We start from the raw sequence: 21,530 nt of genomic DNA, 5'->3' as shown, positions 1-21,530 counted from the left end.
CAAGACATGGGATTGGAGACAGAATGAACACCTACGTTGCCGAAAAATCCACGGTCGCGACCACGCTCGCGCTGTGTTTCGCGATCGCCCTCCTCGAAGGGCTCGACCTTCAGTCGGTCGGTGTCGCCGCGCCGCGCATGGCGCGCGAATTCGGGCTGTCCGTGTCGCAGATGGGCATCGCGTTCAGCGCGGGTACCTTCGGGCTGCTGCCGGGCGCGATGCTCGGCGGGCGGCTCGCCGACCGGATCGGCCGCAAGCGCGTGCTGATCGCGTCGGTCGTGCTGTTCGGGCTACTGTCGATCGCGACCGCGCAGGTATCGACGTTCGCGATGCTCGTCGTCGTGCGCGTGCTGACCGGCATCGGCCTCGGCGGCGCGATGCCGAACCTGATCGCGCTGTCGTCCGAGGCGGTCGACCCGCGCTCGCGTAGCAGCGCGGTCGCGACGATGTACTGCGGAATCCCGTTCGGCGGCGTGATCGCGTCGGTGATCGGCGTGCTGCTCGCGGGCGACACGGAATGGCGGCACATCTTCTACGTCGGCGGCGTGGGGCCGCTGCTGCTCGTGCCGCTGCTCGTGTGGTGCCTGCCGGAATCGCACGCGTATCTCGACGTCGCGGGCACGCAGGCCGCGCGCACGAGCGTCGGGAAGACGCTGTTCGGCGACGGCCGCGCGACGTCGACGGTCGCGCTGTGGGTCAGCTACTTCTGCACGCTGATCGTCCTCTACTTCCTGCTGAACTGGCTGCCGTCGCTGATGGCCTCGCGCGGGCTCGATCGCGCACACGTCGGCCTCGTGCAGATCGCGTTCAACGTCGGTGCGGGGCTCGGCGCGCTCGGCATCGGCGCGGCGCTCGACCGGATGCGCGCGTCGCGCGTGGTCGGCGGCATGTATGTCGGGATCGTGCTGTCGCTCGCCGCGCTCGCGGCGGCGCCCGGTTTCGCGTCGCTCGCGGCGGCCGCGTTCGCGGCGGGGATGTTCGTCGTCGGCGGGCAGTCGGTGCTGTACGCGCTTGCGGCGATCTACTACCCGACCGCGATGCGCGGCACCGGCGTCGGCGCGGCGGTGGCTGTCGGCCGGCTCGGTTCCGTCGTCGGGCCGCTCGCGGCCGCGACGCTGCTGGCCGCCGGCCGCAGCGCGCCGGTCGTGATCGGCGCGAGCATTCCCGTCACGCTCGTCGCGGCCTTCGCCGCATTCGTGCTGATTCGCCGCCCGCAAGCCGGCGACTGACGGTTCGATTTTTCAATGCGCGCCGTCAGAGCGCGCTTACTCAAGGTCTGGAGACGCAACGATGAAGACGAAGACAAGGAACGGCCTGCTGGCCGCCGGCGCGTGCTGCGCGCTCGGTGCGCCGGGCGTGCACGCGCAGTCGAGCGTGACGCTGTACGGGATCATCGATACGGGCGTGGAATTCGTGTCGCACGCGAACGCGGCCGGCGACCACGTCGTGCGGATGCCGGGCGTGACGGGCGAGCTGCCGTCGCGCTGGGGGCTGCGCGGCACCGAGGATCTCGGCGGCGGCTACCAGGCGGTGTTCGCGCTCGAAAGCGGCTTCAACGTGCGTGGCGGCGATCTCGGGCAGGGCGGCCGGCTGTTCGGGCGCCAGGCGTTCGTCGGGCTGAAGAGCGGCTTCGGCACGCTTGCGTTCGGCCGTCAGTACACGATGACCTATCTCGCGCTGCAGGGCGCGGACATCATCGGCCCCGACATCTACGGGCTCGGCTCGTTCGACGCGTACGTGCCGAACGGCCGCGCCGACAACGCGGTGACCTACGTCGGCACGTATCGCGGCGTGACGTTCGGCGCCGCGTATTCGTTCGGGCGCGACGGCGCGGGCACCGGCAACTCGCCGGGGCAGGGCACGTGCGCGGGGCAGGTGCCGGGCGACGCAGTGCAGTGCCGCAACTGGTCGGTGATGCTCAAGTACGACAGCGCGTACTTCGGTGCGGCGGCGTCGTACGAGGAACAGCGCGGCGGCACCGGCGCGGCGGCTAACTTCTTCGACGGCGTGGCGCCCGTCCCCTTCACGAGCAGCGGCGGCAAGGATGCGCGCACGCACGTGAGCGCGTATGCGCAGGCGGCCGGCGCAAAGATCGGCGCGGGCTGGATCGGGCGGCGCGTGTCGACCGGTTCGCCGGCCGCGCCCGGCGCGCATTCGGACCTGTTCTTCGTCGGCGCGTCATATGCGGTGAAGCCCGATTTCATCGTCGACGGCGAAGGCTACCGGATCGTCAACAGCGCGCACGACACGCGCGCGACGATGGCCACGCTGCGCGCGACCTATCTGCTGACCAAGCGCACGGCCGTGTATGCGCAATCGTCGTATCTGTGGAACAGCGCGCACGCGCGCTACTCGGTCAGCGGCGGCGGGCCCGGCACGACGCCGGGCGCAGGGATGGGGCAGCTCGGCGCGATGGTCGGCGTGCGGCACATGTTCTGATTCACCGGCGTGACGAACCGAACGGGAGTTATCTTGAACAGGAAATCTGCATTCCTCTGTATTGCGCCGCTGTCCGCCGCCGCCCTGGTCGCCGGTTGCGGCGGCGACGATTCGATCAGCGCGCCGCCCACGCACCTGAGCGCCGCGACGCCGGCCGCGATGGCGCAGACCTGCGACGCGCTCGCCGCGAAGCTCGCGTATGCGAACACGTCGTTCACGTCGGTGACGACCGCGGCGGCTGGCGCGCTGACGGTGGCCGGCAAGCCGGTCGCCGAGCACTGCGTGATCGCCGGGAAGATGAACGAGCGCGTGAGCGCGGTGGACGGCAAGACCTATGCGATCGGCTTCGAGATGCGCTTGCCGAAAGCATGGAACGGCCGCTTCTTCTACCAGGCGAACGGCGGGCTCGACGGCAACGTCGTGACCGCGACCGGCGAAATCGGCGGCGGCGGCCCGCTGACCCACGCGCTGAACCAGGGTTTTGCGGTGATCAGCTCGGATTCCGGGCACAGTGCCGCGCAGAATCCGTTGTTCGGCCTCGATCCGCAGGCGCGGATCGACTACGGCTACGGCGCCGTCGACGCGCTGACGCCGATGGCGAAGCAGGTGATCCGGCTCGCGTACGGCAAGGCGCCCGATCGCAGCTATTTCGGCGGCTGCTCGAACGGCGGCCGTCACGCGATGGTCACGGCGGTGCGCAACCCGGCCGACTACGACGGCATCATCGCCGGCGATCCGGGCTTCCATCTGCCGAAGGCGGCGATCGGCGAGATGTACGGCGCGCAGCAGTTCGCGAAGATCGCATCGGCCACGGGAACGAACGGGCTGCCGGATATCCGCAGCGGTTTCAACGATGCGGAACGCCAGTTCGTCGGCGCGAAGATCCTCGACAAATGCGATGCGCTCGACGGCGCGACAGACGGGATGGTGCAGGACGTCGCCGCGTGTCAGGCGCACTTCAGCGTCGATGCCGATATTCCCACCTGCGCGAATGGCACGCGCACGGGCGCCTGCCTGACGCCTGCGCAGAAGACCGCGCTGGAGAACGTGTTTACCGGGGCGCGCAACAGCGCGGGCACGGCGCTGTACGCGAGCTTTCCGTACGATCCGGGCATGTCGGGCCCCGGCTGGGCTGCGTGGAAGCAGTCGAACTCCGTCATGCTCGACCCGGCCGCGATGGCGTTCACGTTCATGACGCCGCCGAAGACGGCCGCAGTGCTCGCGAACCTTGCGGGATTCGCGCTCGGCTTCGACATGGACAACGATGCGCCGGCGATCTTCGCGACGAACGGCCCTTACACGCAATCGTCATGGTCGTTCATGACGCCGCCCGACGAGACGAACCTCGCCGCGCTGAAGTCGCGCGGCGCGAAGCTGCTCGTCTATCACGGCACGGGCGACCCCGTGTTCTCGTTCAACGACACGCGCGACTGGTACGCGCGGGTCGCGCAGGCGAACGGCGGCGATGCGTCGAGCTTTGCACGCTTCTATCCGGTGCCGGGGATGAACCACTGCTCGGGCGGGCCGGCCGCCGACCAGTTCGACATGCTGACGCCGCTCGTCGCATGGGTCGAACAGGGGCAGGCGCCCGCGGCGATCGTGGCTACCGCGCGCGACACGACGAACGCCGTGCCGAACGCGGACGTGCCGACGTCATGGGGCGCGGGTCGTACGCGACCGCTGTGCCCGTATCCGCAGGTCGCGCGCTACAACGGCTCGGGCGACGTGAATTCGGCGGCGAGCTTCAGTTGTCGTTGACGTAGCCGTCGATGGGAAGCGGCCGGCGCACGCTGTCGCGCGCCGGCCGTGTCATCGCCGCATTCACTCGCCGGCATCGACCGGCACGTCGAGCCCGACCTTCACGCGGCTCATGCTGACCAGCGTCTTGAACCGCTTCACGTTGTTGTTCGCGAAGAATAGCTCGCGCGTGAGCGCGTTGTACTGATCCATGTTGCGCACCGCGAGGATCAGCACGAAATCCCATTCCCCCGTCACGTAGTAGCACTGCTGGATCTGTGGGCAGCGCTCGAACGCGCGCTTCATCGCGTCGAGCTGATCGATCTGCTCGCTCTCGACCTCGACGTTCACGACGATCGTCAGCGGATGATCGACCTTCTCAGGCGCGACGACGGCCGTATAGCGCTCGATCACGCCCGCTTCCGCAAGGCGCCGCAGCCGTCGGTTCACGGCGGCGGTCGACAGATTGACGCGCGCGCCGAGCTCGGACTGCGGCGTCTGCGCGTCGCGCTGGACTTCCATCAACAGCTTGCGATCGAACGCATCGAGAGGGGTCGTCATGATGGCGTGTCAAACCTCGAAAGAATGAGAAATTTTTGCGTCTGGGCTGTCAATTTGGCGATTTTGTTGACCGGTGCACGCAATATTATTTTTCCAACCGATGGCGAGCGCAACCCGCGCCTGCCCGATCCGATTCACCCGACGGACCGCCCGCGCGATCCCGATCCGGAGCCTCTCGCCATGCTGATCGCCAACCGGCGCGCGTCGCGCACCGCCTACCCGAACGCGCTGCGCCGCGTGATGAACATCGCGTCGGCCGACGAAAGCGGTGCGTGGCTCGCGCACTGGCCGCTCGTCGGCAATGCGCGCACGCCGCTGCGTGCGCTGCCGGATCTCGCCGCGCGGCTCGGCGTCGCGAGCGTCAGCGTGAAGGACGAGTCGTGCCGCTCGCCGCTCGGCAGCTTCAAGGCGCTCGGCGCGCCGATCGCGCTGGTGCGGCTCGTGAAGCGGCTGCGCCGCACGCAGGCACTCGATCCGCAAGGGCTCGTCACCGGCCGCTACGCGTCGGAACTGGCCGACCTGACGGTGATCAGCGCGACCGACGGCAATCACGGCCGCGCGCTGGCCGCCGCCGCGCGCGCGATCGGCTGCGGCTGCGTGATCGTGCTGCACGCGAACGTCGATGCCGAGCGCGAACGCGCGATCTCGGCGTACGGCGCACGGATCGTGCGCATCGCGGGGAACTATGACGAATCGGTCGTCTGCGCGGCGCAGCTCGCGCAGGCGAACGGCTGGTACGTCGTGTCGGATACGTCGTACGACGGCTACGAAGCGATTCCGCGCGACGTGATGCAGGGCTACGGCGTGATCGCCGCCGAAGCAGCCGCGCAGGCCGCGGAGGACGACGGGCAGCCGTTCACGCACGTGTTCCTGCAAGGCGGCGTGGGCGGCCTCGCCGCGGGCGTCGCGAGTTACCTGTGGGAGCGCGAAGGCGCGCAGCGGCCGCGCTTCGTCGTCGTCGAGCCGCGCCAGGCCGACTGCCTGTACCAGAGCGCGCTGGCCGGCCGCGCGACGAAGGCGAGCGGCAGCGTCGATTCGGTGATGGCCGGGCTCGCGTGCGGCGAGGCGTCGCCGCTCGCATGGGATTTTCTCGAGATGTGCATCGACCACTTCATGCTGATCGACGACGCGGACGCGGTGCAGGCGATGCGCGGCCTCGCGGCCGGCAGCGAACGCGACGTGCCGCTCGTCGCCGGCGAATCGGGCGCGGCCGGTGTGGCGGGGCTGGCCGTGTTGATGCGCGACCCGGCGCGCGCGCGGCAGGTCGGGCTCGACGCGAGCGCGCGCGTGCTGGCGATCAACACGGAAGGGGCGACCGCGCCGTCCGTGTACCGGCACTGCGTCGGCGAGACGGCCGACGCGGTGCTCGCGCGCCAGCGCGACTGGCTGAGCCGCGCGGCGGTGGTGGTCTGAACGACAGGACGACCGACATGACGACCGACGAGGCGAACGCAATGGATGCAATCGACGCAACTGAAGAGGGCACGCTGCAGGGGCGACTGAAGATCTGGCGCCGCCATCTGCACCAGTATCCGGAGACGGGTTTCGAAGAAGTGAACACGTCGGACTACGTCGCGCGGATTCTGACGACGCTCGGGCTCGACGTGCATCGCGGCATCGGCGGCACCGGGCTCGTCGCGAACCTGACGGCCGGCACCGGCCGGCGCGCGATCGGCATTCGCGCGGACATGGACGCGCTGAACATCGCCGAGCACGCGCCGGGCCGCGAACACGTGTCGCGCACGCCCGGCAAGATGCATGCGTGCGGGCACGACGGCCACATGTCGATGGTGCTCGGCGCCGCGCAACTGCTGGCCGAGCGCAAGGATTTCGACGGCACGGTCCGCTTCATTTTCCAGCCGGCGGAAGAGCACGGCCGCGGCGCGAAGGCGATGATGGCCGACGGGCTCTTCGAGCGCTTTCCGGTCGATGCGATCTTCGGCGCGCACAACATGCCGGGCATGCGAGCGGGCACGTTCGCGACCCGTGCGGGCGGCATCATGGCGAGCGAGGACAATTTCGTGATCCGGATCGACGGGCGCGGCACGCATGCGGCGCGGCCGCACATGGGCATCGATCCGATCGTGATCGGCGCGCAGATCGTGCTCGCGCTGCAGACGATCGTGTCGCGCAATCTCGACCCCGGCCAGCAGGCCGTCATCTCGTGCACGGAATTCATCACCGACGGGCTGCGCAACGTGCTGCCGTCGACCGCGACGATCAAGGGCGACACGCGCAGCTATTCGCGTGACGTGCAGGCACTGCTGGCAACGCGGATGCGCGAGATCAGCGAAGGGATCTGCTCCACGCACGGTGCGACCTGCACGTTCGAGTACACGCACGCGTTCGCGCCGACGGTAAATTCGCCGGAATGGGTCGACACCGCCGTGCAGGCCGCCGCGCACGTCGCGGGTGCCGACGCGGTAAACGCCGACGTGCAGCCGATGATGATTTCGGAGGATTTCGGCGCGTTCCTGCAGACGGTGCCGGGCAACTTCGTGTTCATCGGCAACGGCGAAGCGGCCGGGCAGGGCGGCGTGCCGCTGCACAACGCGACGTACGATTTCAACGACGAGATTTTGCCGATCGGCGCGCGGTATTTCGCGGAAGTGGCGCGGCGCGCGTTGAAGGCGGTGTAGGGGGGGCAGCATCGCTGCGTATTCGGTTCGCCGCGCGCGCGGCGAACCTTCGTCATCGACGACGCATCGATGCTCGACCGCACCGGGTTGCCGGCGCGTCGAGGATGATCCGTCGTCGCATTCGCTCAACCGGCCAGTTCATCCAAGCACGCATCGAACTGCGCGACGAGCCGGTCGACATCGCCGGCCGTCGTTTGCGGGCACGCGAGCATCATGTTGTGGAACGGCGTGATCAGCACGCCGCGATTCAACAGGTACAGGTGCACGATGTGCTCGAGTTCGCTGTCGAGTTGTTCGCCCGCGATCGTGCCGTTGCGCGGCGGCACGGGCGCGAACTGAAACTCGGTGCGCGCGCCGATGCGCGTCACGCACCACGGCAGCCGGTGTTTTGCGATCGCGTGTTCGAGCCCAGTCGCGAGCCGCGCGGCGAGTTCGAACATGTGCGCGTATGCGGCGTCGGTCGCGACTTCGGCGAGCGTCGCGCGCATCGCATGCATCGCGAGCATGTTCGCGGTGAGCGTCGTGCCGATACCCGAATGGCCGGGCGGCGCGTTCAGCTTCGCCGCTTTCGCGCGTTCCGCGAATGCGGCGCTGAAGCCGTACACCGCGCACGGCACGCCGCCCGCGATCGGTTTGCCGACCACCAGCATGTCCGGTTCGAGACCGTGCGCGACTGCGTAGCCGCCGGGGCCGCTGCTGATCGTGTGCGTCTCGTCGATCACCAGCAGCGTGCCGTGGCGACGCGTCAGTTCGCGCGCGGCCTCCCAGAAGCCGGGGGCGGGCAGCACCATCCCGATGTTCGTCATCGCGGGCTCGGCGAGCACGCACGCGACGTCGCCGTCCTTCAGCGCCGCTTCGAGCGCGTCCAGATCGTTGAATTCGACGACGCGCGTGTTCGCGAGCAGGTCGTACGACTGTCCGAGCAGACTGTCGCGCTGCACCGGGCGGCCGTTGACGAGATCGACGAACACGTCGTCGACGGTGCCGTGATAGCAGCCGTTGAACACGACGATCGTGTTGCGGCCGGTGGCCGCGCGCGCCCAGCGCAGCACGAAGCGGTTCGCGTCGCTCGCGCTCAGCGCGAATTGCCAGACCGGCAGCTTGAAGCGGCGCGCGAGTTCGCGCGACACCCACGCGGCGTCCTCGCTCGGCAGCATCGTCGTGTAGCCGCGCGTGGCCTGCTCGACGAGCGCGCGGGCGACCGGTTCGGGCGCATGGCCGAACATCGCGCCCGTATCGCCGAGGCAGAAATCGACGTAGCGATGACCGTCGACGTCGGTGAACGTCGCGCCACGGGCTTCCTTCACGTATAGCGAGAACGGGGTCGACCAGTCCTGCATCCAGTGCAACGGCACGCCGAACAGCAAGTGCTCGGACGCTTCCGCGGAAAGTGCGCGAGAGACCGGCATGGCTTCGGTGAATGCGTGGCGCTCGCGATCGAACAGCGCGCGGGCGCGGATGAGGTCGACTCCGTGGCGGGTAGGCAAAGGCAGCTCCTCGGTTGTGGGGAGAGTGGAAACGATAGCGCGGGCAGCGGGGAGCTGAACAGAGGCGGAATCACCGAGGCGAGCCGACGGCGGCCGGCGAGCAGGCAAATCGCCTTGGCGGACAGGGTCCGCCGAAGCGATTTAATCGAAGTTTTTGCGCATAAACATACGACAACATATCTCTGGGCGTAGGCGGGGGAATGTGAGTGTGTGCACACATACAGAAAATTGGATGCGTAAAAGCTTGGTAGCGACGGATGCGTGTTCCGTGCCAAGCGTGCTCCGATCGCGTGGTATGGTATGACGACGTATAAATACGATCCGTCGCCCGACGTATCGATACCATTACCGGAAGGGGCGCCCATCGTCGTCGTTCATCTTTCTCTCCCCCGATCACCCGCATCGAAGCGGGTAACGCGCCGCACCTTCATCGTGACGCTCGGCTGCGACGACCCACTCGCGAACGAGACGATGTGCACGCGAGCACCGGTCGTGCGGAACGTGACGGTAACGTCGCCGGGCCGATCTAGGCATTCAACGTGAGCGCGATGACGCCGACGAACGTGACGATTGCCGGGCAGGTCGTCAACACGACGATCGCCGACAAGCGATGAGATGAGGCGACACGCCACGACGCTCGCGTGCGGCCGGCTGGTACTTGCACGCGAACGCGAATACGCTACGCCAGCGTCTTCACCATGTAGTGCTCGTCGTAGAAGCGGCCATCGACGAACATCGAGCGCGGCTCCGTGCCGAACCGCACGAACCCCTGCGACGCATACAGCCGCTCCGCGGCGTGGTTGACTTCGTTCACGCACAGCATCAGCTGGCTGCATCCCCACGCGTTCGCCGCATGCGCTGTCGCGCTGTCGAGCAACGCCTGCGCGATGCGTTGCCCGCGATACGCGGCGTCAACGTACACGCCCCAGATCGTCGCCTTGTGCGCGATCTTCGTGCGCGCATCGCGGCGTACCCCAGTGATGCCGACGAGCGTGTCGCCGTCGAACGCGCCGAACACGGCTTGTGCCTGCGTCGGCGTGAGGCGCTTCGCGAATTCGTCGACCGGCACCTGCGACTCTTCGTCGAGCGTCGGCAGGAAGGACGTGGGCGCGGTGTCGACCGCACGCAGGCGCACGGTCTGGAACTGCGCCGCGTCGGCGGCGTCGAGCAGGCGGATCGTTGTCGTCATCGTCATCGGCGGCATTCCGGTTGAGGGGGGCATGCCGGCGCCGCTGCCGCGGTCGCGGGATGCATCGTCCTTATCCTAATAGGAATCCGGATGCCGTGTGGCGATGCGCGGCGCGTCGCACGCGCGGCGCGCACGATCGTGAACGGAGAAGACAGTGATGGCGGTGCGTCGTACCGCCATCAAGGCGGGAGCGCGTCAAGCGCATGCGCGGTCGCGCGGGTCTGGCGCACGACACCAAGCAGACGACGTGCGCGCGATCGACTCACGCGCACGCAACGGGAATCAATAGCGCGACAGCTGATTGCCGTTGATCTGCACGCGGTCGCCCGGACGCAGGTTGCCCGGCGACTGCACGTCGAACGAGCGCATCGAGCCGTCGCTGACCTGCACGTCGATCCGATAGCTGCTCGGGCCTTGCGCGGCGCCCATCTGCTGACCGATCTGGTTGCCGGCCACCGCACCGCCGAGCGCGCCGATCACGGTCGCCGCGTCGCGGCCATGACCGCGGCCGAACTGGTTGCCCACCAGGCCGCCGACCAGCGCACCGACGACGGTGCCGGCCACGCCCGACGGGCCGACCGAGCCGTTGACCGGCTGGATGTTCGACACGGTGCCGTACTGCGTGCCGTACGGAGTCGCGTATGGCTGTTGCGGGTTGCCGTACTGGTCATACGGCTGCGAGCCGTATTGCGACGGATTGCCGTATTGATCGTATGGTTGCGGCGCCTGGTTCGGATACGCCGGCTGCTGCTGCACGTAGCCCGGCTGCGAATACGCGGGCTGCGCATAGCCGGGCGTCGCGTATTGCTGCTGCGGATAACCGGGCTGCGCGCCGTAGTAGCCCGGCGCGACGCAGGCGGTGAGCGGAAGCGCCGCCACGGCGACGAGCGAGGCGAACAGAACGGTCTTCGTGGAAGGCATGCGCATCATGATGATTCCTGCATCGGCAACGTGTCCGCCGATGGATTCCCGTCGGGGGTGGCGAACTCGGCGTGAGTATAAGGAATGGCCGGATGCGCGTCCGGTGCGGCCGGGTAACAACGTGTAAAGTCTGTTGCCGCGTAAATCGCCGGTGGGGCGGGGCGTCGAAGCTGCCGCCGGCAATGGCGCGACACGGTGCCCCGACGCACGCGTGCCGGGCACTGCGGCTCGCGCGCGGCCGCCGACATTCCAGCCGTTTCCCCGGCCGGCGACACCCGTCTGCGCGCCGGCCTGGCGGCCCTGCGCGCCACACATCGCGAAATCGAATGCGCGGCATCGCGACATTTAATTGGCTTCGCGCAGCGGCGTCCGATATCGTGGCCGCATTCCCTGCCAACGGCCGCGCCGCGCCGGCCGCGGTTCCTTCCCCGGTCCGCGACGGTGTCGCGCTGCGATCGCTCCCATTCGAAGCCATGACCGAACGATTCTTCATCAACGCCCGCGACGCCGGTGGCCAACCCGTCGATCTCGTCGTCCGCGACGGCCGCTTTGCCGCGATCGGCGCCGACCGCCCGGCCGCGCCCGGCGCGCAGACGATCGACCTCGACGGCCGCGTCGTGCTGCCCGGTTTCGTCGACGGCCACATCCATCTCGACAAGAGCTTCGTCGGCGATCGCTGGGTGCCACACGAACCGGTCGACTTGCTGCGCGAGCGGCTCGCGGTCGAGAAGCGCCAGCTCGCGGCCGCGCCGCCGATCGTCGAGCGCGCGAATGCGCTGATCGCGCAGGCCGCCGCGTTCGGCACGATCGCGATGCGCAGCCACGTCGACGTCGATGCGACGACGGGGCTGTCGAACCTGCACGCCGTGATGGCCGCGCGCGAACAGTGGCGCGGGATCGTCGACATCGAACTGGTCGCGTTCCCGCAGGCCGGCGTGATCACGTGCCCGGGCACCGCCGAGATCCTCGATGCAGCCGTGCGCGAAGGCGCGGACGTGGTCGGCGGGATCGATCCGACGACGCTCGACGGCGACGCGGACAGCCAGCTCGACATCGTATTCGGCATCGCCGAGAAGCGCGGCGCGAAAATCGACATCCACCTGCACGAGCCGGGCGAAACGGGCATCGCGCAATTGCGGCGGATCGCGGCGCGCACGCGTGCGGCCGGGCTCGGCGGGCGCGTGAACGTGAGCCATGCGTACGCGCTGGGCCAGGTGAGCGACGACGACGTGGAGCGCACCGCCGCGGCGCTGGCCGACGCCGGCGTATCGATCCTGACGAATGCGCCCGGCGACTGCGCGTTCCCGCCGGTGCAACGGCTGCGGGACGCGGGCGTGCACGTGTTCGCGGGCAACGACAACATCCGCGACGCGTGGTGGCCGTACGGCAACGGCGACATGTTGCAGCGCGCGATGATGGTCGGCTACCGGTCGGGCTTCTACACCGACGAAGCGCTCGGCATCGCACTCGACATGGCGACGCACGCCGGCGCGCGCGCGATCGGCAAGGAGAACTACGGGATCGCGGTCGGCTGCGACGCGAGCTTCGTCGCGGTGCGTGCGCCGAATGCGGCGGCGGCCGTCGCGGGCGTGCCGGCCGAACGCTGGGTATTCCGCCACGGCGAAAGCGATACGGGCGCACCGTTCGCGCCGTCGCTGCGCTTCACGCGCTGATCGACCCCGACCGGAACCGACATGACGAACCTGCTGATCCGCAACGTCCGCACGAACGCCGACGCCGCGCTCGACATCCTGATCGAAGGCGATCGCATCGCGCGGGTCGGCCCGTCGCTCGACGCGCCGGCCGGCTGCGCGATCGAGGACGGCGCGGGCGCGTTGGCGCTGCCCGGCCTCGTCGAAGGCCACACGCACCTCGACAAGACCCACTGGGGGATGCCGTGGTATCGCAACGAGGTCGGGCCGCGTCTCGTCGACCGTATCGAGAACGAACGCCACTATCGCGCGACGAGCGGCCATGACGCGGGCGCCGCGTCGCTCGCGCTGGCGCGCGCGTTCCTCGCGGCCGGCACGACGCGTATCCGCACGCACGTCGACGTCGATACCGACGCCGGGCTGCGCCATCTGCACGGCGTGCTGGCGACGCGCGAGACGCTGCGCGGGCAGGTCGAGATCCAGATCGTCGCGTTTCCGCAATCGGGCGTGCTCGGGCGGCCGGGCACCGACGGGCTGCTGTCCGACGCGCTCGATGCCGGCGCCGACCTGCTCGGGGGGCTCGATCCGTGCGCGATCGAAGGCGATCCGGTCGAAGCGGTGGACCTGCTGTTCGCGATCGCCGAACGCCACGGCCGCGGGCTCGACATCCATCTGCACGAGCGCGGGTCGATGGGCGCGTACTCGCTCGACCTGATCCTGCAGCGCACGGCGGCGCACGGCATGCAGGGGAAGGTCACGATCAGCCATGGCTTTTGTCTCGGCGATCTCGCCGAACACGAGCGCGATGCGCTGCTCGCGCGGATGGCCGAGCTCGGCGTGGGAATCGTCACGACCGCGCCGGCCGCGGTGCCGGTGCCGCCCGTGGCCGCATGCCGCGCGGCGGGCGTGACCGTGATCGGCGGCAACGACGGCGTGCGCGACACGTGGACGCCGTACGGTTCGCCCGACATGCTCGAACGCGCGATGCTGATCGGCATGCGCAACGATTTCCGCCGCGACGACGCGCTCGAAGTCGCGCTCGACTGCGTGACGTACGGCGCGGCGCGCGGCTGCGGTTTCGCGGAGTACGGACTGCAGCCGGGCAGCCGCGCGGACGTCGTGCTCGTCGATGCGCTGACGTGCGCGGAGGCCGTCGTCGCGCGGCCGGCGCGGCGCGTCGTCGTATCGTCCGGAAGGATCGTCGCGCGCAATGGCGCGCTGGTCTGAGCGCCGCGTCGTCCCGGTATGATCCGGTTTTCAGCCGGATGTCGGGAGACGACGATGCGACGCACGACCGCGGCACGGGCCGCACGATGGATGGCGGCGGCCCTGTTCGCCGTGAGCGCCGCGCAGGCGGTGGCGACCGGCTCGGCCGACGACGCGCAGCAGGAAGCCAACCGGCGCACGGTGCTCGCGTTCTACGAGAAAGGCTTGAACGAGAAGGATGCGGACGCCGCGCTCGCGTATGTCGGCGATCGCTACGTGCAGCACAACCCGAACGCGGCCGACGGACGTGACGGCTTCCGCAAGTTCGTCGCGTTTCTGCGCGACACATATCCGCAGTCGCACAGCGAGATCAAGCGCTCGTTCGTCGACGGCGACTACGTGATCCTGCACGTGCACGCGGTGCGCGAACTGGGCACGCGCGGCAGCGCGATCATGGACATCTTCCGGCTCGAGCACGGCAAGATCGTCGAACACTGGGACGTCAATCAGCCGGTGCCCGAGCAGGCCGCGAACGGCAACACGATGTTCTGACGCGTGTGGCGCGCGGCGCCCCATGTGCCGCCCCCGTCCTGAATTCCGCTTCGCCTACCGCCCTTCGAGCTCCAGCATCGCCGCGAGCGTCTTCGTCAGCGCGCTGACCATCGGGTCGGCGGTCGGCCGGTGCAGGATCGCGATGTCCATATGCTCGATCGGCGCGAAGCCCTGTTTCGCGGTCAGCACCACATGCTCGTCCGTCACCACGCGCGCGGGCAGCACGCTGATGCCGAGCCCGTCCGCGACGGCCGCCTGGATGCCGCTCAGGCTCGATGTCGTGAAGCTGATCCGCCAGCGGCGGCCGCGCTCCTCGATCGCCTTGATCATGTCGTCGCGGTAGAGCCCGCGCGGCGGGAACACGACGATCGGCACCGGGTCGAGATCGATCGACGGATGCTTCGCGCTGTCGATCCAGCGCAGCTTCTCCGGCCAGCGCACGACGGCCTCGCGGCTGTCGCGCCGCTGCTTGATCAGCACGAGGTCGAGTTCGCCGCGATCGTACGCGGCGCTGATGTCGCGGCTCAGCCCGCACGTCACTTCGAGCTTCACCTGCGGATGCTCGCGCTTGAACGCCGCGAGCGCGTGCGTCGTGCGGCCCGCCGCGAAATCGTCGGGCACGCCGAGCCGGATCGTCAGCGCGACCGTCGCGCCCGACAGCGCCTCCAGCATCTCGTCGTTCAGCGCGAGCATGCGTCGCGCATAACTGAGCACCGTCACGCCCGCGTCGGTCGGCCGCACGTCGCGCGCGCCGCGGTCGAGCAGGCGGTGGCCGGCGATTTCCTCGAGCCGGCGCACCTTCTGGCTGACCGTCGACTGCGTCGAATGCAGGCGCGCGGACGCCGTCGTGAAGCTGCCGCAGTCGGCGACCATCACCAGCGCACGGAGCAGGTCGATGTCGAACAGGGGCCTATTCATTTATGCACTTCCAGGGATTCGGGCATTTCATTTTCAAATACGTGCGACGACTTTTAACATGGCGGGGTGCCGCGAGCAATCGCGGTTTCGCCGGACCCGGCGCGGCGTTTCGCGGCGCTTTTGCCTCGAAGGTCACTGGAATGCAGTTGATCAAGTAGTCGTCGCGCGCGCCGAAAAGGCGCAACACGCGGCGACCGCGCCGAGCCGCCTGCCGGGCGGTATAGGGCGCAACGTCAATTCCTCCTGGACACACCCTCGCGCCGATCATTCGTATAGACATCGTCGCGCCACGGATATCCGAAAAGGACGCCCTCGGCGGCGCGCGCGCGTTGAACAGGATAAACACCCGGAACTCCCTGTGTTAGCGCTGTAGACCGAGCTCCGTCCTACCACTCCGGTCCCTGCTGGCCCTCGGTTCGCTTCGCAGTCGGTTCTTCCCGCTTGCGCTCAAGAATTGAGCGGTCTAGACTGCATCTCGATTTCATCGAAATCCCGTCTTTCGCGCCCCGCGCCGGCGTCCCGCCGCGTCGCCCCCAACCGGACGCCGGCGTCGCCCGCCGCGTCGAGACTTTCAAGGACATGCCATGCACCGCACCGCAAAGCTCCTCGTCACCGCGCTGGCGTTCGCACCGCTCGTATCGTTCGCGCAGGACGCGTCCACGATCCGCTGGGGTATCGACCCCACGTATCCGCCGTTCGAGGCGAAGCAACCCGACGGTTCGCTCGCCGGCTTCGACATCGACCTGCGCAATGCGATCTGCGAGCAGCTGCATGCGAAGTGCGTGTGGGTCGAGCAAAGTTTCGACGGGATGATCCCGGCGCTGCGTGCACGCAAGTTCGACGTGATCATGTCCGCGATGACGGCCACCGACGAGCGGCTCAAGCAGATCGACTTCTCGAACAAGCTGTATGCGTCGCCGGGCGCGCTGGTCGCGCCGGTCGGCTCGAAGCTGCTGCCGACCGCCGCGTCGCTCGCCGGCAAGCGCGTCGGGATCGACCAGGGCACGACGCAGGAGGCGTACGCGAAGGCCGAATGGGCGACCAAGGGCGTGACGATCGTGTCGTACCAGAATCAGGACCAGGTGTATCAGGATCTCGTCAACGGCCGCCTCGACGCGACGTTCCAGGACAAGACGCAGGCCGGCTACTCGTTCCTGAAGACGCCGCGCGGCAAGGGCTACGCGTTCGCAGGCCCGGACGTGACCGACGCGCGGATCACCGGCTACGGCGTCGCGATGGGCATACGCAAGGGCGACGCCGACATGAAGAAGCGGCTGAACGACGCGATCGTCGCGATCCGCGCGAACGGCACGTACCAGAAGATCGCCGCGAAATACTTCGACTTCGACATCTATGGCGCAAAGCAACTGACTGCGGCGCCGTGACCCCGTGACTCATCGATCGACAGGCACACCATGACGAGTATCCAGGATCGCGTCGCGCAAGCCGTGACGCCCGAACTGATCGCCGCGTTCCGCGAGGAAGGCGCGGTCTGCATCAAGGGCATCTTTTCGCCGGACGAAGTGGCCGCGCTGCGGGCCGGCATCGACGCGAACCTTGCCCGGCCGAGCGAGCGCGCGAAGGTCGCGAGCCGGCCCGACGATCCGGGCTGGTTCTTCGAGGATTTCTGCAACTGGCAGCACAACGACGCGTATCGCGACTTCATCGTGCGCTCGCCGGCGCCGTCGGTCGCCGCTGCGTTGATGGGCACGGACCACGTGCGGCTGCATCACGACCACCTGCTCGTGAAGGAGCCCGGCACGCGGCAGCGCACGCCGTGGCACCAGGACCAGCCGTACTACGACATTGAAGGCGACGACAACGTCAGCATGTGGATTCCGGTCGATCCGGTGCCACTCGAATCGACGCTGGAATTCGTCGCGGGCTCGCATCGCGGGCCGTGGCTGATGCCGCGTACGTTCATGGACAAGGAGGCGAAGTGGTTTCCGGAAGGCAGCCTCGCCGATCTGCCCGACATCGAAGCCGACCGTGCGGCCTTCCCGATTCGCCGCTGGGCGCTCGAACCCGGCGACATGGTGTGCTTCCGGATGCTCACGCTGCATGCGTCGGGCGGCACGCAGAACCGTCGGCGCGCGTTTTCGATCCGCTTCGTCGGCGACGACATCCGTCACGCGCCGCGCCGCTGGAAGACGTCGCCCGATTTCCCCGGGCTCGCGGAACAACTGCCGGACGGCGCACCGCTCGATCACCCGCTGTTTCCGGTCGTGTGGTCGCGCGATGCGGGGCAGGTTGGCGCGATCTAAGCAGCGCAGGTAACGAACCCGGCGGCCGTTTCACGACGAAACGGCCGCCTGGCGTTCCTGGTGCGCGCGATGACGGATCAGGTCGGGTGGCGCCCCGCCCCCGGCTTGAAGCGCGAGCCGAGCCGGTAGCGGTTGCCCGGGTGCAGGAAGTGCACGAACGTGACGGGCAGCCCGTCCGTCCACGTGCGGCGCGTGAGCGTCAGGCACGGCTCGTCGGCGCGCATGTCGAGCAACCGCGCCTGTTCGCCGGTCGGCAGCGACGCGTCGACGACGTGCTCGATTTCCAGTTCGTGGTGCGACACGTTGTTGTACAGGTATTCGGACGGCGGCTCGGTCTCGAAATCGTGATCGATGAAGCCGGGCGCGGCGGCCGGGTTCACGTAGCGGTCCTCGAGCTGGATCGGACGGCCGTTTTCCTCGTGCACGCACACCACGTGAAAGACCGGCGTGTTGACCGGCAGGCCGAACGCGGCCGCGACGTCGAACGACGCGGGCTCGCGCGACTGGCTGAGCACGCGGCAGCGGTACTCGTGGCCGCGCGCGCGGATCTCGTCGCGGATATGCGCGATCATCAGCAGGTTCGACTGCGGCTTCACCTCGGCGACGAAGGTGCCGACGCCCGCGATGCGCTTGAGCACGCCTTCCTCGGTCAGCTCGCGCAGCGCACGGTTGACCGTCATGCGCGCGACGCCGAACTGCGCGGCGAGATCGAGTTCGGACGGGATGCGGTCGCCGGGGCGCCAGTCGCCGGACTCGACGTGCTGGCGAACGAGCGTCTTGATCTGCTGGAACGGTGCGGTGGCCTTGGTGACCATCGGAAGATCCTTGCGCGAAGAGGTGACGAGGCTAGTCGTCGTGGCTGACGATGACCAGGATCTCCGCCTGCGCGGCGCCGAGGCTGCGCGTGCGGTGCGGGATGAGTGCGTTGAAATAGACTGAATCGCCGGTCCTGAGTTGCACCGTCTCGTTCGGAAACTCGATTTCGACGCGCCCCTTGTGCACGAACAGGAATTCCTCGCCTTCGTGCTCGCGGAACGTCGACGCGACGAATTCGTGCGGCGGATGCACGACGAACGGCAGCATCTTCTTCGGCGCGACGCCGGCTGCGATGCTCTCGAAGCGGTGCGCATGGCTGTCGGCCGCCGCGCCCATCGCGGTGCGCTCGCCGGCGCGCGTGACCGTGATCAGCTCGCGGTTACTGCTTTCCGAGAACAGTTGCTCGACGTCGACGTTCAGCGCCTTCGACAGCTTCAGCGCGACCGCGATCGACGGCACGCTCAGGCCGCGCTCGACCTTCGACAGATAACTCTTGGTCAGGCCGGTCTCGTCGGCCAGCACGTCGAGCGTCCAGCCTTTCTGTTTTCTGAGCAGCTTCAGGCGAATCGTCATGGGGCGCCAGGTGTCCTTCGAAAAACCGATTGTAACGCATGACACAAAGTGTCATTCGGTGTATTGTGTGTCACCTATGCCCGGGGAAACAGTTGCGGACGGCGCGGCAAACCCGGTCCATTCAGGAGGCGAACATGGCGGAAACGCTGAATTTGACGAAGGAAGCGCTGGTCGCGCTGGCGGAGCGACGGCTTGAAAACGAAGTAGGCGACAGCGGCTGGTCCGCGCGGCAAAAGCTCGCGCTGACGTGCCGGATTTTGTTCGACGCCGGCCACGACTCGGGCCTGGCCGGGCAGATCACCTGCCGGGCGGATGCGGCCGGCACGTACTACACGCAGCGGCTCGGGCTCGGTTTCGACGAAATTTCGGCCGCGAACCTGCTGCGCGTCAACGAGGATCTCGACGTCGTCGATGGCGAAGGCATTCCGAACCCGGCCAATCGGTTCCATACGTGGATCTATCGCGAGCGCCCGGACGTGAACTGCATCATCCATACGCATCCGGCGCATGTCGCGGCGCTATCGATGCTCGAACAGCCGCTGGTCGTGTCGCACATGGACACCTGCCCGCTGTACGACGATTGCGCGTTCCTGAAGGACTGGCCGGGCGTGCCGGTCGGCAACGAGGAGGGCGAGATCATCTCGAAGGCGCTGGGCAGCAAGCGCGCGATCCTGCTGTCGCATCACGGCCAGCTGGTGGTCGGCAAGACGATCGAGGAGGCGTGCATCCTCGCGCTGCTGATCGAACGTGCGGCGAAGCTGCAACTGCTCGCGATGTCGGCAGGCGAGATCAAACCGGTGCCGCCGGCGCTGGCGCGCGAAGCGCACGACTGGATCTCGAAGCCGAAGCGCGATGCGGTGACGTTCGACTACTACGCACGCCGCGCGTTGCGTACGCATCAGGATTGCGTCGCTTAAGCGCGCGCGCCGTTTCAATCTCGTCAGACAATCATTGAGGAATACAAATCGTGTCCATCCTGCTGAAAGGCATCATCGCCTATCCGGTCACGCCGTTTTCCGCCGGCGGCGACGTCGACCTGAAAGCGCTCGATGCGCTGATCGAACGCCTGATCGCCGACGGCGTTCACGCGATCGCGCCGCTGGGGAGTACCGGCGAAAGCGCGTACCTGTCCGATGCCGAATGGGAGGCCGTCGCCACCGCGTCGATTCGCGCGGTGCGCCGGCGCGTGCCGACCGTCGTCGGGATTTCCGATCTCACCACGGCGGGCGCGGTGCGCCGCGCCCGCTTCGCCGAACAGGCCGGCGCCGATGCGGTGATGGTGCTGCCGGTGTCGTACTGGAAACTCGGCAACGACGAGATCGTCGCGCACTACCGCGCGATCGGCGACGCGATCGGCATCCCGATCATGCTGTACAACAACCCGGCGACGAGCGGCGTCGACATGTCGCCCGACCTGATCGCGACGATCTGCAGGGCCGTCGCCAACGTGACGATGGTCAAGGAAAGCACCGGCGACATCGGCCGGATGCACCGGCTCGCGCAGTTGAGCGACGGGACGATCCCGTTCTACAACGGCAGCAATCCGATGGCGCTCGCCGCGCTGGCCGCGGGCGCGTCCGGATGGTGCACGGCCGCGCCGAACCTGAATGCCGCGTTGCCGCTTGCGTTGTTCGACGCGATGCGCACAGGCGACCTCGCGCGCGCCAGGTCGGTTTTTCACGCGCAGTTGCCGTTGCTGCAGTTCATCGTCAACGGCGGGTTGCCGGTGACCGTCAAGGCCGGGCTGAGGCTGCGCGGTTTCGATGCCGGCGAACCGAGGCGGCCGCTGCTGCCGCTCGGCGACGCACGCACGCGCGAACTCGAGCGCCTGCTCGCGGCGCTGCCGGATGGTGCGGCGGCATGAGCGACGGCGCGCGGCCGGCGATCGCGGTCGTCATCGACGCGGTGCGGATCGGCGCGAGCCGGCCGCTCGCCGGCACGCCGCACGCGAGTGCGATCGACAAGCAGCCGGTCGATGCGCGCCTGTGGCTGGGCGCGCTCGGCTTTGCCGGCGACGAGCAGGCCGATGCGCGGCATCACGGCGGCCCCGACAAGGCCGTTCATCACTACGCGCACGATCACTATGCATGGTGGTCCGGGCAGATCGGCGTGCGCGACGTGCTCGCCCGGCCGGGCGCGTTCGGCGAGAACCTGTCGACGCGCGGCATCACCGAGCGCGACGTGTGTCTCGGCGACGTATTCACGCTGGGCGGCGCGGTGCTCCAGGTGTCGCAGTCGCGGCAGCCGTGCTGGAAGCTCAACGCGCGTTTCGATCATCCGCGCATGGCGGCGCTCGTGCAGCAAAGCGGCCGGACCGGCTGGTACTACCGCGTGCTGCAGGAAGGCTGGGTGGCTGCGGGCGATGTGCTGGCGCTGCATGCGCGCCGCTACCCGCAATGGCCGCTGTCGGCGGTGCTCGACGTGCTGTATCGACGCACGCTCGACATGGCCGCGCTCGAGGCGCTGTGCGACGTGCCGCTGCTGCCGCCCGGCTGGCGCAAGATGCTCGAAAAGCGCCGCACGGAGCGGCAGGTCGAGGACTGGACGAAGCGGCTCGAGGGATGACGGGCCGCGTC

The 21,530-nt window shown here is 68.4% G+C and carries 20 protein-coding genes; 13 read left to right on the top strand and 7 right to left on the bottom strand.

All coding sequences use genetic code 11. From position 1 onward, the window contains the following. Window positions 1-23 precede the first annotated feature (23 nt). From mhpT to A9Z05_RS32885, 3 genes are all read left to right on the top strand, one after another. The gene (gene mhpT / locus A9Z05_RS32895) at window positions 24-1,229 is read left to right on the top strand and encodes a 3-(3-hydroxy-phenyl)propionate transporter MhpT (RefSeq protein WP_069621700.1); all 1,206 of its coding nucleotides are present in this window, start codon (window positions 24-26) and stop codon (window positions 1,227-1,229) included. A gap of 61 nt (window positions 1,230-1,290) precedes the next feature. Beyond that, window positions 1,291-2,439: a porin gene (locus A9Z05_RS32890; protein ID WP_069621699.1), complete on the top strand. Its 1,149-nt coding sequence runs from the start codon at window positions 1,291-1,293 to the stop codon at window positions 2,437-2,439. A gap of 33 nt (window positions 2,440-2,472) precedes the next feature. Then, window positions 2,473-4,197, top strand: a complete 1,725-nt coding sequence (locus A9Z05_RS32885; protein ID WP_084044541.1) for a tannase/feruloyl esterase family alpha/beta hydrolase — start codon at window positions 2,473-2,475, stop codon at window positions 4,195-4,197. A 63-nt stretch (window positions 4,198-4,260) separates the two neighbouring features. On the opposite strand, the gene A9Z05_RS32880 is transcribed toward A9Z05_RS32885, so the two are convergent. Beyond that, the gene (locus A9Z05_RS32880; protein WP_069621698.1) at window positions 4,261-4,737 is read right to left on the bottom strand and encodes an Lrp/AsnC family transcriptional regulator; all 477 of its coding nucleotides are present in this window, start codon (window positions 4,735-4,737) and stop codon (window positions 4,261-4,263) included. A gap of 180 nt (window positions 4,738-4,917) precedes the next feature. Here A9Z05_RS32880 and A9Z05_RS32875 point away from each other — a divergent pair, with 180 nt between their 5' ends. Together A9Z05_RS32875 and A9Z05_RS32870 are read left to right on the top strand one after the other, a co-directional pair. Then, the gene (locus tag A9Z05_RS32875; protein ID WP_069621756.1) at window positions 4,918-6,150 is read left to right on the top strand and encodes a diaminopropionate ammonia-lyase; all 1,233 of its coding nucleotides are present in this window, start codon (window positions 4,918-4,920) and stop codon (window positions 6,148-6,150) included. Window positions 6,151-6,191: 41 nt separating this feature from the next. Next, the gene (locus A9Z05_RS32870) at window positions 6,192-7,376 is read left to right on the top strand and encodes a M20 aminoacylase family protein (RefSeq protein WP_069621754.1); all 1,185 of its coding nucleotides are present in this window, start codon (window positions 6,192-6,194) and stop codon (window positions 7,374-7,376) included. A 125-nt stretch (window positions 7,377-7,501) separates the two neighbouring features. Here A9Z05_RS32870 and A9Z05_RS32865 read toward each other — a convergent pair whose 3' ends face one another. The 3 genes from A9Z05_RS32865 to A9Z05_RS32855 all read right to left on the bottom strand — a co-directional run bounded on the left by A9Z05_RS32865 (window position 7,502) and on the right by A9Z05_RS32855 (window position 10,982). Beyond that, window positions 7,502-8,863, bottom strand: coding sequence for an aspartate aminotransferase family protein (locus A9Z05_RS32865; protein WP_069621697.1), 1,362 nt, complete (start codon window positions 8,861-8,863; stop codon window positions 7,502-7,504). A gap of 679 nt (window positions 8,864-9,542) precedes the next feature. Further along, on the bottom strand, window positions 9,543-10,052 hold the full coding sequence (locus tag A9Z05_RS32860) for a GNAT family N-acetyltransferase (protein ID WP_069621753.1): 510 nt from the start codon (window positions 10,050-10,052) through the stop codon (window positions 9,543-9,545). 282 nt (window positions 10,053-10,334) lie between these two features. Next, window positions 10,335-10,982, bottom strand: a complete 648-nt coding sequence (locus A9Z05_RS32855; protein WP_069621696.1) for a glycine zipper 2TM domain-containing protein — start codon at window positions 10,980-10,982, stop codon at window positions 10,335-10,337. A 464-nt stretch (window positions 10,983-11,446) separates the two neighbouring features. On the opposite strand from A9Z05_RS32855, the gene A9Z05_RS32850 reads away from it, so the two are divergent. From A9Z05_RS32850 to A9Z05_RS32840, 3 genes are read left to right on the top strand one after another with little or no spacing between them, the layout of a single operon-like run. Then, window positions 11,447-12,646, top strand: a complete 1,200-nt coding sequence (locus A9Z05_RS32850; RefSeq protein ID WP_069621752.1) for an amidohydrolase family protein — start codon at window positions 11,447-11,449, stop codon at window positions 12,644-12,646. 21 nt (window positions 12,647-12,667) lie between these two features. Continuing rightward, window positions 12,668-13,852, top strand: coding sequence for an amidohydrolase family protein (locus tag A9Z05_RS32845; RefSeq protein WP_069621695.1), 1,185 nt, complete (start codon window positions 12,668-12,670; stop codon window positions 13,850-13,852). Window positions 13,853-13,906: 54 nt separating this feature from the next. Then, on the top strand, window positions 13,907-14,383 hold the full coding sequence (locus A9Z05_RS32840) for a nuclear transport factor 2 family protein (protein ID WP_069621694.1): 477 nt from the start codon (window positions 13,907-13,909) through the stop codon (window positions 14,381-14,383). A 54-nt stretch (window positions 14,384-14,437) separates the two neighbouring features. Here A9Z05_RS32840 and A9Z05_RS32835 read toward each other — a convergent pair whose 3' ends face one another. Continuing rightward, the gene (locus A9Z05_RS32835; protein ID WP_069621693.1) at window positions 14,438-15,301 is read right to left on the bottom strand and encodes a LysR family transcriptional regulator; all 864 of its coding nucleotides are present in this window, start codon (window positions 15,299-15,301) and stop codon (window positions 14,438-14,440) included. 584 nt (window positions 15,302-15,885) lie between these two features. On the opposite strand from A9Z05_RS32835, the gene A9Z05_RS32830 reads away from it, so the two are divergent. Both A9Z05_RS32830 and A9Z05_RS32825 read left to right on the top strand, forming a co-directional pair. Further along, a complete protein-coding gene (locus A9Z05_RS32830) occupies window positions 15,886-16,686 on the top strand; it encodes an ABC transporter substrate-binding protein (protein WP_069621692.1) in 801 nt (266 codons plus the stop codon). A gap of 30 nt (window positions 16,687-16,716) precedes the next feature. Next, window positions 16,717-17,565 (top strand): phytanoyl-CoA dioxygenase family protein, encoded by an 849-nt coding sequence (locus A9Z05_RS32825; RefSeq protein ID WP_069621691.1) that lies wholly within the window; start codon window positions 16,717-16,719, stop codon window positions 17,563-17,565. 77 nt (window positions 17,566-17,642) lie between these two features. Here the strand turns inward: A9Z05_RS32825 and hutC are convergent, their stop codons facing one another. Beyond that, a complete protein-coding gene (hutC, locus tag A9Z05_RS32820; RefSeq protein WP_069621690.1) occupies window positions 17,643-18,380 on the bottom strand; it encodes a histidine utilization repressor in 738 nt (245 codons plus the stop codon). 31 nt (window positions 18,381-18,411) lie between these two features. Then, window positions 18,412-18,954, bottom strand: a complete 543-nt coding sequence (locus A9Z05_RS32815; protein WP_050013406.1) for a helix-turn-helix domain-containing protein — start codon at window positions 18,952-18,954, stop codon at window positions 18,412-18,414. Window positions 18,955-19,088: 134 nt separating this feature from the next. Between A9Z05_RS32815 and A9Z05_RS32810 the strand changes: the two genes are divergently transcribed. From A9Z05_RS32810 to A9Z05_RS32800, 3 genes are read left to right on the top strand one after another with little or no spacing between them, the layout of a single operon-like run. Then, window positions 19,089-19,871 (top strand): aldolase, encoded by a 783-nt coding sequence (locus tag A9Z05_RS32810; RefSeq protein ID WP_027806565.1) that lies wholly within the window; start codon window positions 19,089-19,091, stop codon window positions 19,869-19,871. 50 nt (window positions 19,872-19,921) lie between these two features. Further along, entirely contained in the window at window positions 19,922-20,818 is an 897-nt protein-coding gene (locus A9Z05_RS32805; protein ID WP_069621689.1) for a dihydrodipicolinate synthase family protein, read from the top strand. After that, the gene (locus A9Z05_RS32800; RefSeq protein ID WP_069621688.1) at window positions 20,815-21,519 is read left to right on the top strand and encodes an MOSC domain-containing protein; all 705 of its coding nucleotides are present in this window, start codon (window positions 20,815-20,817) and stop codon (window positions 21,517-21,519) included. The genes A9Z05_RS32805 and A9Z05_RS32800 overlap by 4 nt, the downstream gene beginning before the upstream one ends. The last annotated feature ends 11 nt before the right edge of the window (window positions 21,520-21,530 follow it).

Source organism: Burkholderia sp. A2 (assembly GCF_001729305.1).
In the GTDB taxonomy this organism is placed as follows: domain Bacteria; phylum Pseudomonadota; class Gammaproteobacteria; order Burkholderiales; family Burkholderiaceae; genus Burkholderia; species Burkholderia sola.
Note: the sequence above shows the minus strand (reverse complement) of the source record. Positions and strands in the feature narration are given on the sequence as shown.

Coding starts and splice junctions, on each gene's coding strand:
- A9Z05_RS32855 (WP_069621696.1), bottom strand. CDS start 10,982: ATGATGCGCATGCCTTCCACGAAGACCGTTCTGTTCGCCTCGCTCGTC.
- A9Z05_RS32875 (WP_069621756.1), top strand. CDS start 4,918: ATGCTGATCGCCAACCGGCGCGCGTCGCGCACCGCCTACCCGAACGCG.
- A9Z05_RS32870 (WP_069621754.1), top strand. CDS start 6,192: ATGGATGCAATCGACGCAACTGAAGAGGGCACGCTGCAGGGGCGACTG.
- A9Z05_RS32890 (WP_069621699.1), top strand. CDS start 1,291: ATGAAGACGAAGACAAGGAACGGCCTGCTGGCCGCCGGCGCGTGCTGC.
- A9Z05_RS32815 (WP_050013406.1), bottom strand. CDS start 18,954: ATGACGATTCGCCTGAAGCTGCTCAGAAAACAGAAAGGCTGGACGCTC.
- mhpT (WP_069621700.1), top strand. CDS start 24: ATGAACACCTACGTTGCCGAAAAATCCACGGTCGCGACCACGCTCGCG.
- A9Z05_RS32830 (WP_069621692.1), top strand. CDS start 15,886: ATGCACCGCACCGCAAAGCTCCTCGTCACCGCGCTGGCGTTCGCACCG.
- A9Z05_RS32845 (WP_069621695.1), top strand. CDS start 12,668: ATGACGAACCTGCTGATCCGCAACGTCCGCACGAACGCCGACGCCGCG.
- A9Z05_RS32880 (WP_069621698.1), bottom strand. CDS start 4,737: ATGACGACCCCTCTCGATGCGTTCGATCGCAAGCTGTTGATGGAAGTC.
- A9Z05_RS32835 (WP_069621693.1), bottom strand. CDS start 15,301: ATGAATAGGCCCCTGTTCGACATCGACCTGCTCCGTGCGCTGGTGATG.
- A9Z05_RS32850 (WP_069621752.1), top strand. CDS start 11,447: ATGACCGAACGATTCTTCATCAACGCCCGCGACGCCGGTGGCCAACCC.
- A9Z05_RS32810 (WP_027806565.1), top strand. CDS start 19,089: ATGGCGGAAACGCTGAATTTGACGAAGGAAGCGCTGGTCGCGCTGGCG.
- A9Z05_RS32860 (WP_069621753.1), bottom strand. CDS start 10,052: ATGACGACAACGATCCGCCTGCTCGACGCCGCCGACGCGGCGCAGTTC.
- A9Z05_RS32840 (WP_069621694.1), top strand. CDS start 13,907: ATGCGACGCACGACCGCGGCACGGGCCGCACGATGGATGGCGGCGGCC.
- A9Z05_RS32800 (WP_069621688.1), top strand. CDS start 20,815: ATGAGCGACGGCGCGCGGCCGGCGATCGCGGTCGTCATCGACGCGGTG.
- hutC (WP_069621690.1), bottom strand. CDS start 18,380: ATGGTCACCAAGGCCACCGCACCGTTCCAGCAGATCAAGACGCTCGTT.
- A9Z05_RS32825 (WP_069621691.1), top strand. CDS start 16,717: ATGACGAGTATCCAGGATCGCGTCGCGCAAGCCGTGACGCCCGAACTG.